At 67.2% G+C, this 13,448-nt stretch carries 11 protein-coding genes and 1 pseudogene; 5 read left to right on the forward strand and 7 right to left on the reverse strand.

Going from position 1 to position 13,448, the window contains the following annotated elements; genetic code table 11:
• Window positions 1-312 precede the first annotated feature (312 nt).
• A complete protein-coding gene (locus BQ8008_RS00730) occupies window positions 313-1,965 on the forward strand; it encodes an OmpA family protein (RefSeq protein ID WP_108832389.1) in 1,653 nt (550 codons plus the stop codon).
• Window positions 1,966-1,990: 25 nt separating this feature from the next.
• Here the strand turns inward: BQ8008_RS00730 and BQ8008_RS00735 are convergent, their stop codons facing one another.
• The 4 genes from BQ8008_RS00735 to BQ8008_RS00750 form a co-directional block, all read right to left on the reverse strand.
• Entirely contained in the window at window positions 1,991-3,496 is a 1,506-nt protein-coding gene (locus BQ8008_RS00735) for a mannitol dehydrogenase family protein (protein WP_108832390.1), read from the reverse strand.
• A 209-nt stretch (window positions 3,497-3,705) separates the two neighbouring features.
• Window positions 3,706-4,356 (reverse strand): LutC/YkgG family protein, encoded by a 651-nt coding sequence (locus BQ8008_RS00740; RefSeq protein ID WP_108832391.1) that lies wholly within the window; start codon window positions 4,354-4,356, stop codon window positions 3,706-3,708.
• Window positions 4,356-6,089, reverse strand: coding sequence for a LutB/LldF family L-lactate oxidation iron-sulfur protein (locus BQ8008_RS00745; protein WP_108832392.1), 1,734 nt, complete (start codon window positions 6,087-6,089; stop codon window positions 4,356-4,358). Before BQ8008_RS00745 ends, BQ8008_RS00740 begins: the two co-directional genes overlap by 1 nt.
• Window positions 6,086-6,916 carry a (Fe-S)-binding protein gene (locus BQ8008_RS00750; RefSeq protein WP_003780705.1) on the reverse strand — a complete coding sequence of 277 codons (831 nt, stop codon included), beginning with the start codon at window positions 6,914-6,916 and terminating at the stop codon, window positions 6,086-6,088. The genes BQ8008_RS00745 and BQ8008_RS00750 overlap by 4 nt, the downstream gene beginning before the upstream one ends.
• Before the next feature lie 777 nt (window positions 6,917-7,693).
• Here BQ8008_RS00750 and BQ8008_RS14060 point away from each other — a divergent pair.
• Entirely contained in the window at window positions 7,694-8,158 is a 465-nt protein-coding gene (locus BQ8008_RS14060; RefSeq protein ID WP_442778229.1) for an IS3 family transposase, read from the forward strand.
• Here the strand turns inward: BQ8008_RS14060 and BQ8008_RS00760 are convergent.
• Window positions 8,050-9,136: pseudogene (locus BQ8008_RS00760) on the reverse strand (IS1634 family transposase); the annotation flags it as partial. The gene BQ8008_RS14060 and the pseudogene BQ8008_RS00760 sit on opposite strands and share 109 nt — an antisense overlap.
• An 82-nt stretch (window positions 9,137-9,218) precedes the next feature.
• On the opposite strand from BQ8008_RS00760, the gene BQ8008_RS14065 reads away from it, so the two are divergent.
• The 3 genes from BQ8008_RS14065 (at window position 9,219) to BQ8008_RS00775 (ending at window position 10,516) form a co-directional block, all read left to right on the forward strand.
• Window positions 9,219-9,389: a DDE-type integrase/transposase/recombinase gene (locus BQ8008_RS14065; protein ID WP_442778206.1), complete on the forward strand. Its 171-nt coding sequence runs from the start codon at window positions 9,219-9,221 to the stop codon at window positions 9,387-9,389.
• Complete coding sequence (locus BQ8008_RS13400; RefSeq protein WP_108832394.1) at window positions 9,365-9,742, forward strand: integrase core domain-containing protein; 378 nt, start codon at window positions 9,365-9,367, stop codon at window positions 9,740-9,742. Before BQ8008_RS14065 ends, BQ8008_RS13400 begins: the two co-directional genes overlap by 25 nt.
• Window positions 9,743-9,952: 210 nt before the next feature.
• Window positions 9,953-10,516, forward strand: coding sequence for a TetR/AcrR family transcriptional regulator (locus tag BQ8008_RS00775; protein WP_234415160.1), 564 nt, complete (start codon window positions 9,953-9,955; stop codon window positions 10,514-10,516).
• 58 nt (window positions 10,517-10,574) lie between these two features.
• On the opposite strand, the gene BQ8008_RS00780 is transcribed toward BQ8008_RS00775, so the two are convergent.
• Both BQ8008_RS00780 and BQ8008_RS00785 read right to left on the reverse strand, forming a co-directional pair.
• On the reverse strand, window positions 10,575-11,411 hold the full coding sequence (locus tag BQ8008_RS00780; protein ID WP_234415161.1) for an RCC1 domain-containing protein: 837 nt from the start codon (window positions 11,409-11,411) through the stop codon (window positions 10,575-10,577).
• 282 nt (window positions 11,412-11,693) lie between these two features.
• Entirely contained in the window at window positions 11,694-13,403 is a 1,710-nt protein-coding gene (locus BQ8008_RS00785; protein WP_108832396.1) for an L-lactate permease, read from the reverse strand.
• Window positions 13,404-13,448 lie beyond the last annotated feature (45 nt).

Genomic DNA, 13,448 nt, shown 5'->3' on the forward strand with positions numbered 1-13,448 from the left:
TCAGGTCCACGAACCACCTCATGCTATGGGACAAAGGTCACCAAAGCAAGGTAAGCCTTAGCAATCCATGCGATGGTGGGAAATGGTCGCTGTGGCTGGGAGGATGGGGTTGGCCCACCGAAGCGCCGGGGTCCGCTCGTTGGCGGGGAGATTCTGCACGGTCGGGTGCGTGCGGCTCCGGGCGGAGGGTCTTGCACCCCAACGGCGCCGAATATCCCCATCCGGCCGACGGGCTGGTTGGATCTCGGTAGAGTCGGATCGCGGACCGATCATGTCGGGGGCGGTGCCCGGGGAAGTGAAGGAGGCGTTGCCATGCGTCGTCGTGTGTTCGTGTCGGCCTCGGTACTGGTGGCCGTTGGTGCTCCGGTGGTGGCCGCCTGCTCGCGCTCGTCGAAGAAGGCTGAGGGAACTGCGGCCTCCGGCTCAATGTCGGGAGCGAGAGGTGGGAAGACGCCGGCGGACCCGGCTCAGTGGCAGAAGCTGGACGGTCGTGTCATGGGGCAGCGAGTGGCCGTCGAGATTTCGCCCCTGGTGAGATTCGAGGGCAAGGGAATGCTGCTGGCGATCAAGGAGACACGCGCCGCCGGCGACGCCGCGGTCAAGGACGTCAAGGACACCACTAGTTACTCCGAGGCCGATGAGAAGAACTCGTTCTCACCCGGTCCCTACACCGGGACCTCGAACTCCAAAAGAGGACTACTGCTCCTCGACCCTGAGAAAATGACGGTGCTTGGAAGTCTTGGAACCAAACGGGCCGAGGGTGCTGGCGGAACGGATTCCGGGCTGCAACCGGGCGACTCGGAGACGTCCTACGTCGTCTTCTCACCTGCTGAAGGAGACCGGATCACGGTGTTCGTGCCTCAGTGCGGGGTCGCCACGGTCGGCATCATCGATAAGGACCAGGCGGCCAAGGCTGGGTTCGACCAGAAGGTTCTCACTGAGGCGGAGCGTGCGACCCCGGATCCCAGCCGAGCGGCCGCGACCGGCGACACGGGGCCGGTGCCGATCGAGCGCTACAGCCGGTCCTTCGATGGCTCCACCAGTACGTTGAAGAGCAACCAGAAGGTCACCGTCACTCTCAACAGCGATGTCACGTTCGCCTCGGACTCGGCGGATCTGGCTGCGGCGGCCGAGGCTCAGCTGCAGACTGTGGCGGGTCAGATCTCCCAGTATCCCGATGGTGGGACGCTGACCATCGTGGGGCATACTGACGACGTCCAGGATGACGCCTACAACCAGGCCCTCTCTGAGAAGCGTGCCAACGCGGTCAAGACTCGTCTGGAGCAGCTCACCAGCCTGGATAAGTGGAACCCCTCCGTCGCTGGTAAGGGCGAGTCTGAGCCTCTCATCGCAGACACTACCCCCGAGGCGCGGGCCGCCAACCGACGCGTGGAGATCACCCTCACCCCCACAGGCGGCGTCAAGACCTCCCAGCCGCCATCGTCGTCGAGCTCGTCGGCCACCTCCACCCCCAGCGCTCAGAATATGGTCGGCAAAGGACCTGATGGGCTGACACTGGCCACCTCCACCGGCGCACAGGTGACCTTGACACTCGATCACGTCACACGAGCGGGAGGCCTCCTGCTCGGCGAGCTCCTCATCACCGGCGGGCCTGGCGGCGATGGCACCGCCCTGTCAGCATGGGTGGGTGATCCGACGAAGGTGTGGTCCAATGCCCGAGGCGAGGGCGATAACGCTCTGGACATCTGGTACGCCGCCGATGGGCTCGCCCTCGTCGGGGAGGGCGAGCGCATCTATCCGGCCGACTACCAGCCTCCCGCTTCCGGTGCTCACTGGCCGATCACGTCGCTCAACCTCACCTACGGGCTCAAGAAGGACGCGACGGCCAAGGTCTGCATCGCCTGGCCCGACATTGGAGGCGACACCGTCACCGTTGACCACCAGGGAAAAAACGGAACGAACTACGCCTACCGCCTCACCGATATCCCCGTCAAGGACAACTGAACCGGAGCCTGCCGACGGGCCGGGGCTAGGCCACTCGGGTGCGGCCGGCCAGGGCCCGCAGACGTGCGCGGGCACCGTCTCGGCGCAGGGCGTCCAGCTCCTCGACGAAGGCGCGTCGGAAGCGCTCATCGGTCGCCAGATCGCCGAAGACGCCCTCATGGGAGATGAAGGCCGTGTCGTGACCGGCCCGTTGCGTCGCGGCCAGGTACTGCAGCTCCTCGGCCAGGGGATCATCGATGACGATCTTGTCGCCGTTCTCGTCGAGGCCTTCCGCTCCCCGCGCCCAAGCGGCCACCATCGCCGCCCCCAGCCGGATCGGCCCGCCGGCAGTCAGGTTGTCGCGCACTGTGCCCAGGACGAACTTCGGCATCCGGCTGGAGGCGTCCTGCGCTAGCCGGAAGAGCGTGTCCCCGATCGCCTTGTTGGTGAAGCGCCGGAAGAGCGTGTCGACATAGCAGTCCAGGTCGATGCCCGGCACCGAGCGCAGCGTCGCACGGGCCTCACGCTCGAGGTAGGCGCGCACCCACGTGGCGATGTCCGGGTCCGCAGCGGCCTCGTGCGCGTACTCCATCCCCAGAAGGCGCCCCCAGTGTGCCAGTGCCTGGTGGGAGGCGTTGAGTAGGCGCAGCTTCATGAGCTCGTAGGGGACGATGTCGTCGACCATCTGGACTCCGACCTCCTCCCACGGGGGCCGGCCTGCGGGGAAGTCGTCCTCGATCACCCATTGGGTGAAGGGCTCGCAGACCACCGGCCAGGCGTCCTCGATGTCGAGCCCGCGTCGCAGGTCGTCGATGTCCGCCACCGTGGTCTGCGGGGTGACCCGGTCGACCATGCAGCTGGGGAAGGCGACGTTGCCGTCGATCCAGTCGGCCAGCTCCGGGTCGCTCATCGCGGCCTGCGAGACGACCGCGGTGCGTGCCGACGCCCCGTTAGCGGGCAGGTTGTCACAGCTCAGGACCGTGAACGGCACGATTCCTGCCGACCGACGACGTCGCAGCGCCTCAACGACATAGCCGAAAGCTGTGGTGGGCTCGCCCGGGTGCTCGGCGTCGTGGATGGCGCCGGGACTGGAGGTGCGGAACTCGCCGGTGACGTCATCGATGTTGTAGCCGCCCTCGGTGATCGTCAACGAGACGATCCGGGTGGTGGGCATGCTCATGAGGGCCAGAACGGCCTCGGGATCGTCGGGGGCGAAGAGAAAGTCGTGGATGGAGCCGACGACCGCCGGGTCCCGCAACCCACCGGGGTACTTGAGGATGAGGGTGTAGAGGTGGTCCTGCTCCAGGAGCGCATCACGCATGCGCTTGTCCGCGGGCAGCAGTCCGACGCCGCAGATCCCCCAGTCCAGGCAGGAGCCTTCCGGGGCGTCGCCCCAGGGATCGGCCCCGGCGTGCCGGCGCATGAGCCTGTCAAGGTAGGCGGCCTCATGGGCGCGGTGAAAGCCGCCCACGCCGATGTGGACGATCCCAGTGGTTGTAGCGGAACGGTCATAGTCGGGAGCCAGGGGCGACTCAGTCAGTGAGGTGGTCAAGAAGATGTCCTTTCCGCGCTACCTCCAGTCACCTCCAGTCAACTCCGTCTCCATGGAAAACCGGTGTGCATATGCCCCGGGCGGCCTCACCGGCCCGGCCCGCCTGTCCCTTGCCATCCGCCGGAATCCCTGCGGGAGCAGACAAAGATCCGCGTCGCCCGATCGGGGAGCGATCGGGCGACGCGGACGGGGGCTGCGCTTGACGAACCTCAGTGGGCGACGACGACGCGCAGGTTGCGTGGGCCGTGCACGCCGTTGACGCGCACGAGCTCGATGTCGCTGGTGGCTGAGCCGCCGGCGATCCACGTCATCGGGCGCGTGGGGTGCTCGCCCAGGACGTCGACGGCCTGCGGCACCGTTGGCACGATCGACTCGCGCTCCAGGACCACGACGTGCTTGTCCGGCACCAGCGAGATGGCCCGGCGACCCTGGTCCGGCTCGCCGTCGAGGACGATCGTTCCCGAGATCGACACGCCCACGCGCGAGCAGGTCACCACGGCGTCGATCTCATCGAGGTCGAGGGTGGCGATGGCCTCCTTGCGGGAGTCCTCCACCACGGTACGGCCGTTGCGGGCCGCCGCCTCCTTGTAGGCCCGAGGCAGCCCATCGGGAACGACGACGGTGCGCGCCTCGCCGAGCAGCTCGTCAATGGCGTCCAGGATCTCCGAGTCCTTGGGGGCGACGATGACCTCGGCCGAGTAGTCCTCGAGCTTCTCGATCATCTCGTCGACCACGGGCTTGGAACCGGGCGGGTTCTCCCCGGAGCGGATGTAGTTGCGGGGGATCGGCCCCACCGGCCGGGTCTGGGACCGCGAGATCGCGTCGCGGGCGCGGGCCAGGATCGCGGACTTCGCATCCATCACAGCTCCTCCTCACTGGTCGAGCCGGCCGGGGCCTGGGGCGCGGGCGCTCCCGGGGCGATCGGCTCGGGATTGACGATGGCCGAACGTGCGTCCAGCGCGGCCGGGGTGGGCTCGCCGTCGGCGCTCGCGCTGCCGGCCACCGGCTGACCGGGAGGCGGTGGCGGATCGGCAGGGAATCCGTCGCCGATGCCGCGGTCCACCCTGGAGCCGGCAGCTGCGCTCACCGGGGTCTCACCGTCGGGGTGGGTGCGCCTCCACCACTGGCGGAAGGTCTCCGAGGGCGCCACCGGCAGGTCTCGCGCTCCGGTCCACAGGGAGGCCGGGAAGGGCAGCGCCCCGATCTTGCCGTCCTTGCCGCCCAGCAGCGCTGAGGCCTTGACCGTCTGTGAAGCGGCCTCCCACAGCGAGCTCTTCGACATCACCGGAGCCGAGACGTTCATCGCCACGTCCCACACGTCGGGCACCGTGCGGCGCTTGACGTCCACCGAACGGGCCCGCAGGTGGACGAGGATCGTGGGGATGTCGATCTTGACCGGGCACACCTCACCGCAGGCCCCGCACAGGGAGGAGGCGAAGGGCAGGGTGTGGACCGGGTCGTCGTCGGCCAGCCCCTGCGTGAGCTGGGGTGTGATGATCGAGCCGATCGGGCCGGGGTAGACCGAGCCGTAGGCGTGCCCGCCGGTGTGCTGGTAGACGGGGCAGATGTTCATGCACGACCCGCAGCGGATGCAGGCCAGCGCCTGGCGGCCCACCGGGTCGGCCAGGGTCTTGGTGCGCCCGTTGTCCATGAGCACCAGGTGGAACTCCTTGGGGCCATCACCCTCGGTGACACCCGTCCACATGGAGGTGTAGGGGTTCATGCGCTCACCGGTGGCCGAGCGCGGCAGGAGCTGGGAGAAGATCTCCACGTCCTGGAACCGGGGCACCAGCTTCTCGATCCCCATGAGGGTGATGAGCGTGTCCGGCAGGGTCAGGCACATGCGTCCGTTGCCCTCGGACTCGTAGATCGAGACCGTGCCGGTCTCGGCCACGCCCATGTTGGTGCCGGAGACGGCCACCGAGGCGTGCAGGAACTTGTTGCGCAGGTGCGAGCGGGCCGCGGCCGTGAGCTCCTGCGGGTCGTCCGAGAGGTCCGCCGGGGCGTCGTCCATGCGGTCCAGGAAGATGCCGCGCACCTCGGAGCGGTTGCGGTGGATGGCGGGCACCACGATGTGCGAGGGCATGTCGTCGGCGAGCTGGACGATCATCTCGGCCAGGTCCGTCTCGTGGGCGGTGATGCCCCGGTCGGCCAGGTACTCGTTGAGGTTCGTCTCCTGGGTGGCCATCGACTTGACCTTGACGACGTCGTCGACGCCCTTGGAGGCGATGATGTCGGTGATGATCCGGTTGGCCTCGGCGGCGTCACGTGCCCAGTGGACGATCCCGCCGCGGGCGGTCACATTGGCCTCGAACTGCTCCAGCAGCTCGGGCAGGCGCGAGGCGACCTCGAACTTGACGGCCTCCGCGGCGTTGCGCAGGTCCTCCCAGTCGGGCATCTCGGCCACGCGGTCGGCGCGCTTGGAGCGGATGGTGCGCGTGGCGTGGCCCAGGTTGCGGCGCATCTGGGTGTTGGCCAGCGTCTTGTGCGCTCCCTCGGGGAAGGTGGGCCCCCAGCGCAGCGTGTCCTCGGGCTGCTCGACCTCGGTGCGCCAGCCGCCCGTGTGGGGCATGCCCAGAAATACCTGTGTCATCGTGCCACCGCCTGTGCGTGCTGAGAGCTGCCGGTGTGCTGGACGTGCTTGGGGGCGAAGGAGATGTTGCCCTCGAAGGGCGCGTCCTTGGTGGAGGCCAGGATCTCGGCCAGGTGCATGATGCGCACCCCGGAGTTGACGCGTGACAGGCCACCGCCGATGTGCATGAGGCAGGAGTAGTCGCCGGCGCACAGGACCTCGGCGCGCGTGGACATCACGTTGCTCATCTTGTCGGCGAGCATCGCGGTGGAGGTCTCGGAGTTCTTCATGGAGAAGGTGCCGCCGAAGCCGCAGCAGACCTCGGCGTCGGGCAGGTCGATGAGGGTGAGGGCCTCGACTGCCTTGAGGAGGCGGTAGGGGCGGTCGGCGACCTTGGCGATGCGCAGCGAGTGGCAGGTGGGGTGGTAGGTGACCGTGTGCGGGAAGTAGGCGCCCACGTCCTCGGTGCCCAGGACATCGATGAGCAGCTCGGTGAGGTCGTAGGTGTGGGCGGCGATCTGCTCGACCCGCTTGGCCAGGGCCGTGTCGCCCACGTGTTCGGCCACGAGGCCCTGCTCGTGGCGGGCGGCTCCAGTGCACGAGCCCGAGGGGATGACGATCGCGTCCCACTCGCCGTCGAGCACGGGGGAGAAGGTGTCCACGTGGTTGCGGGTGATCTTGGCGGCCTGCTTGAAGTAGCCGGTGTTGGCGTGCATCTGGCCGCAGCAGACCTGTCCCTCGGGGAAGCAGACCTGGTGGCCGAGCCGCTCCAGGATGGTGACGGTTGCCTGCGCTGCCTGCGGGAACATGGTGTCCGCAAGACAGGTGGCGAAAAGGGCGATTCGCACGATATGCCTCCACGACGTCGTAGCTGAGACTTTCACGAGGGCCGCCCCGGACTTCCTGCGCAGGGGCAGGACATGTGCGGCCTCGGCTGTGTCTCAGGCTACGGCTCGGCGGTGGCACTCATCTGACGACGACGCTCTCCCGGTCGGTTGGTTCCGCTCTCCGAGGTGGTTTTCCCTTGAGGTGGCAAGGATCTGTGTGGGGTGAGGGTGGGCTGAGCAGGGGGTGTCCGCGGCGTGTGGGAGGTAAGTCCTAAACGCGGATTTCGTTATGGATCACTGCTGTTATCCGCCTCGGGGGCGCGGGGTGCTTCTGATGGGCGCGCGGGTGTCGCTGTCGGGGACGTGGGGCTCGACGCCATCGTCGAAACGGCTAGTGGAGTGCGTGGTGTTTCTCGGACAGGGGGAGTTTTTCTTCCCGTGAGTCGATAGGATGGAGACCATGCCAGCAGCGAAATACTCGGAGGAGTTCAAGGCCCAGGTCGTGCGTGAGGTCACCCGTTAAGGACCGCACGATAGCCTCGGTAGCAGCCTCGTACGATCCCCAGGCCCAGACGGTAGGTAACTGGGTCGCCAGATACAGAAAAGATCATGCCACCGACCAGGACCGCCAGAAAGCCTCCGAGTCAGTCGAGATCGCAAAGTTAAAGGCAGAGGTTCGTGAGGTGCGTCAGGAGAACGAGTTCCTGAAAAAGCGGCCGCCTGGCTTGCGAAGGAACGACCGTGACCGAGCACTTGCGAGCTCGGGGCCGCGAAGAAGGCCATTACCCCACCTCCTCGATGTGCCGATGGGCAGAAGTGTCGAGGCCCTGCTACTACTCCTGGCGCGACCGGTCTCAGTGCGCCACCGCCTTCAGAAGAGAAGAGCTGGCCGTCATGATTAAGGACGCTTTTGCCGACTCCGACGGCACCTACGGGTACCGAAGGATCCAGGCCTACCTGGAGAGGCATGGCGTGAGAGTGGACGGCGCCACGATCCGCTCCATCATGAGGGAGCTGGGTCTTGAGGCCGCGCAGCCACGGGCGAAGGTCCGTACTACCGTGCCGGCCGAGGACCTCGATGAGCGCTCCGACCTGGTGGGGCGCGACTTCACTGCCGACAAGCCTGGGCGTAAGTGGTGCGGACCTGAGTTGGCTCATTTAGTGTCGTGGTGGATGTTGTGGAGGGCTTGGTTGAGGTCGGGTGGGAGAGGGTCAGCGGCTGTGAGGGTGTGTCCGGCGATGTTGATGGTGATGGTGCGGTAGCGGCGTGCGGTGGTGATCAGGCGTCTGATGGACCAGCCGGTGGTGGTCTCCAGCCAGCGGGCCATGGCAAGGGCTGCGGTGACGATGGTCAGGTGGGCCTCGATGGACTGGCGCAGGTGGTGGTAGATGGGGCGTGTTCTCAGGTCGGACTTGGACATGCGCAAAGGACTTCTCGATGTTGTACAGGCGGTGGTAGGCGCTGATGACTGTCTCGGGGTCGGGGTTGGGCAGGTTGGTGACGTAGCCCTTCCACCCGGCCAGGGTGCGGGCCCTTTTCTCCAGGTCGCGGTTGATGCTCCGGGTGGCGCCCGACAGGTGCACGAAGCGGTTGCGCTTGACGGGGATCTTTCCTGCGACGGCTTTCTCGGCCTTGGCGACCTGGGTGTCGATCCCGCGTAGGGTGCGTCGGGCTCTGTCGGCGCTGTAGCGGTAGTAGATGGTCTCGTCGCGGCGCTGGTCACTGGGGCCGGCGGGCCAGGGCTGGGACTCGGGGTCAGCCCGTCGGGGACGTCCTGGTCGGGGTGGTTGTCGTGCCAGGAGCTGATCACGTGGGGGACGCGTGAGGTGCGTGAACCCAGCACGTAGGACAGGCCGGCTCTGGCCAGGGCCTGCCTGTTGGCGGCGCTGATCATTCCGGCGTCAGACACGACCACCACGTCGTCGAGGCTGTAGGCGTCCATGAAGTCGTTGATCATCGGGATCATGGTGGCGGTCTCGGCCTTGTTGCCCTCGAAGGCCCCGGCCCGCAGAGGGAACCCTGTCTCGTCAGTGAGCAGCCCTACCGTGATCTGCGGCTCCAGGCGTCTTTCCTTGGACAAGCCCGGCTCACGCAAGGCCGTCGGCCTTGTCGGTCTCGAAGTACAGGGTCGTCACGTCGAACAGGACCAGCCAGGCCCGGCCGATGCGGGCGTACCCGGCCAGCAGGCGTGACAGGTTCCGGGTGAAGTCCTCAGCGGCGTAGCTGGGCAGATGACGCTTGANGGGTCTTGAGGCCGCGCAGCCACGGGCGAAGGTCCGTACTACCGTGCCGGCCGAGGACCTCGATGAGCGCTCCGACCTGGTGGGGCGCGACTTCACTGCCGACAAGCCTGGGCGTAAGTGGTGCGGAGACATCACCTACATCAGTACGTGGGCCGGGTTCGTCTATCTTGCTACCGTCCTGGACTGCTGCACCAAGAAGGTCGTGGGGTATGCGATGGCCGAGCCATGTGCAAACCTCGCTGGTGTGTGAGGCCATCGACATGGCGGTCAGGCGATGCCCGGCCCGGGAAGGGTGTGACAGTCTTCCCGCTCCGACCGGGGCAGTCAGTACACGTCTCAGAAGTTCCTGGACCACCTGAAGGCTTATGGTATCCGCCCGTCCGTGGGGCGTGCTGGGACAATGCATGGGCGGAATATTTCAACGCCACACTCAAGAACGAGAGAGTGCACAGAATGGTGTACCCCACGAAGGACAAGGCGATCAACGATATTGCCTCGTGGATCGAGCTGAGATACAATCATGTCCGCCTTCACTCAGCCCTGAGATACCGCACACCTAACGAGGTCGAGCAAGAATTCCCGGGCCTAACCAAGGCAGCCTGAACAAGAAAACAAGCAGTGTCCGAAAAACACCCAGCAGCCCACATCTCCATCCTATCGACTCACGGGAAGAAAAACTCCCCTGTCCGAGAAACGCCACGCACTCCAAAGGCTGCGGCTGAGGAGCGAGGCCGAGGTGGAACGATGGAGGACAGCGCCATGGGCCGAGACGTGGGCCGGCAGTCGGTTTTCGAGGTCCCGATGTCGCCGGCCGTGAGCACGACCGTGGACGCCACCATCGCAATCATCGCCGAGCAGGGCTTCGGCCGGGTCAGCGTGCGCAGCGTCGCCGCCCGGCTCGGTGTCGCCCCGGGCACAGTCCAGTACCGCTCGCCGAGCCGGCGAACTCTGCTGACCGACGCCCTCGTCCGCTCCGTCCAGCGCCAGGCCGGCCGTGTGGTCTCTCATGAGGTCGACCCCGCGCAGCCGGAGACCCTGGTGAGGGCTCTTGCCGAGCTTCTGCCGACCGGGGCCGTGCAGCGCGAGGACGCGGCTGCCTGGGTCGCCTTCGGTGCCGCCGCATCCACCAGGCCCTGGCTGGCCGATCCCTACTGGGAGGCGCTCCAGATCATGCGCACCTGGGTCGAGGGCATTCTGGCGGACGCTCGGAAGGCCGGTCGTATGCGCGTGGACCTGTCACCCGCCGAGGGGGCGCGCCTGGTGACCGCCGTCGTCAACGGGCTGACCCTCGATCTGCTCAACGCCCCACCGACGGAGCCGGAGGAGGTGGTCGGGCACCTGCGCTCGGGGCTTGGTCTGATCCTGGACGGCCTGTGAGGCCCCTCGATGGTCCGCGCGACGTCGGAGCCCGTAGACGCGTCCGCACCCCCGGGGCTCAGGTGAGGGACCAGTCCCCGACCTCGAGCTGTCCGTGGCTGTTGCTGCCAGTGGCGATGACGCTGCCGTCGGAGCGGAGTCCCACGGTATGGGCCGCTCCGGCGGCGATGGCCACTATGTCCCGCCATTGGCGGACATCGCACTGACCCGCCTCGGATCTACCTGACGCGACGACGGTACCGTCATCCTTCAGGCCGACGCTGTGGCAGCTGCCTGCCGCAACCGCGCTGATATCTGTCCAGCGCTCGGCGTCGCCCCAGAACTCGGAGCGCCCGGCTGCGCGAACGGTGCCGTCCGCGGCCAGGCCGATCGTGTGGAGGTAGCCAGCGGCCACCGCACGCATCTGGAGCCATTCATCCACCTCGCACTGGCCCGCAGTGTTGTTGCCGGTGGCGCAGACGGTTCCATCGGCGCGAACCGCCACCGTGTGCCAGTCACCGCAGCTGATGCCCGTGATCTCGCGCCAGCTGTCGACCTGCCGTTGCCCCTCGGTACCACGGCCGACCGTCACCAGTGTCCCGTCGCCTCGCAGCCCCGCACTGAATCTCCATCCTGCCGCGATGGCGATGACGTTCCGCCAGTCCCGGACGTTGCACTGGCCCTGGCTGTTCCAACCGCTGGCCAGAACCGTCCCGTCACCGCGAAGCCCCAGTGTGTGGGACCGACCGGTGTTGCCAGCAATATGCACGTTTCCCGACGTGACGGCGACGATGTCTCGCCACTGCGCCACCTGACACTCTTCGGCGGAGTCCGACCCGACGGCCACCACCCGGCCGTCCGCGAGGCGCCCGACCGTGTGCCTGCGTCCAGCAGCCAGAGGAACATGAGCTGTCACAGTCACCTCCTTCGTGACCATCTCAGCACAGCAGTCTCGTCCGTGTCATCAATGCCATGCTCCGTTCGCGAGCGTCTTCGAGGACGTACCTTCGTGGCGAGGACCGCGTTTTCCTGCAGATTGCGGGTGTCGGGGCGCAGTCATCGGTGGGAGAACGCAGTTCTCGGGTGAGAAGTACGTCCCCGATCCGACGCCGGAGGCTGAGCACACGCACTGCGCCCCCGGAATCGCGAAGGATCCGGGGGCGCAGTGCGCAGTAGCGAGAGTCAGTGGCCGGCAGCCTCAGACGCCCAGCCCCACCTGGGAGGCCAGGAACACGAGAGCGCCCAGCACCACCAGCAGACCGATGGAGTAGGGCGCCGCCTTCCTGAGGATCTCGGCGTCCGTCCCGGGTGCGTCCACCGCGGTCGAGGCGATGGCCAGGTTCTGCGGGGAGACGATCTTGCCCAGACCGCCGCCGATCGTGTTGGCGGCCAGCAGGATCCTCGGGTCGAGCCCGGCCCCCTGGGCGGCGGTGGCCTGCAGGTTGGCGAACAGGGCGCCCGCGCTCGTCGCCGAGCCGGCCACCGCGGTGCCCACCCAGCCCAGGGCGGGGGACAGGAAGGCGTAGGCGGCGCCCGTGGCCGCCAGAGCCGCGCCGATCGCGGAGGTCTGCCCGGAGAAGTTCATGACGTAGGCCAGAGCCATGACGGCGGCGATCGTCAGGATCGCCATGCGCAGCGTGTAGCAGGTCTTGGCCAGCGTGGCGAAGCCCTTGCCCACGCTCATCTCGAACTTGCCGGGAACCGAGCGCGCCGCGTAGATGAAGGTGACGATGATGGCGGTCAGGAAGATCCAGGTGCCCGGGTTGGACAGGGTCTGGAGCGTATAGATGGCGCTCTTGGCTGGCTCCCCCTTGGGGGTCAGGAGCTGGCCGTAGACGCCGGGCCACTTCATAGGCAGGTCGGTGGCCTTGAAGACCTTGTCGAGGTTGACGCCCAGGGTCCACAGCTTGGTCGCAGCGATGATGACCACCACCAGGATGTAGGGCAGCAGGGCCAGGACGACGCGCTCGCGGTCGGGGGCGTCGTTGGCGGCCACGTGGGAGCGGAACTCCTCGGGCGTCTTGGGGCTCCACACCAGCAGGAAGACGTAGGAGGCCGCCAGGCCCAGCAGCGAGGCCAGCACCGCGGTGAGCTCGTAGGAGATCGAGGGGGTGAAGAAGTGGCCGACGCCGGTGGCCAGCCCCGCCACGATCGCCAGCGGCCACAGCTGCTTGACGCCGCGCACGCCGTCGAGGATGAACAGCAGAAGCAGCGGGATGAAGGCGCAGAACACCCAGGTCAGGTGCCCCATGGCGGTGGCGACCGTCACCGGGTCCTCGCCACCGAGCTTTCCGGCGGTGGTGGTGGGGATGGCCATGGCGCCGAAGCCCACGTTGATGGCGTTGCCGACCATGACGACGGCGGCGGCCTTGAGCTTGGGCAGCCCCAGGGTCGCCACCATGGCGGCGGCGATCGCTACCGGGGCGCCGAAGCCGGCCAGGCCCTCGAGCAGGCCGCAGAAGGAGAAGGCCACGATGAGGGCCTGGGCGCGCATGTCCCCCTTGCCGATCGCGTTGAACACGGCCCGTAGGTCGGCGGACCTGCCCGAGACGTCGGTGAGGTTGTAGAGCCACACGGCGGCGATGATGATGTAGACGATCGGGACGAATCCCATGGCCATGCCCTGGGTGGCGCTCATGATGGTCATTCCCACCGGCATGTGGAACAGGGCGACGGCGGTGATCGACGCGACCACCAGGGAGATGATCGCGCACCAGTGGGTGGCCACCTTGAACACGCCCATGAGGACGAAGAACACCACCAGCGGTAGCAGGCCCACCGCGGCGGTGAGGTAGACGTTGCCACCCACGGCGGTGGTCGACGGCGTGAAGGCTGCGGGCAGGCCCGCCAGTGCGGGGGCGAGGGGTGCCGGGTGTGCCGGCAGGGCTGTCAGGACGGCTGGCGTCATGGCTACTCCACTGTGAGTACTGATGAAGGTCGTCCAGGTCGCGGA

Origin of the sequence: Actinomyces sp. Marseille-P3109, from assembly GCF_900323545.1 — a bacterium.
Taxonomy (GTDB): domain Bacteria; phylum Actinomycetota; class Actinomycetes; order Actinomycetales; family Actinomycetaceae; genus Actinomyces.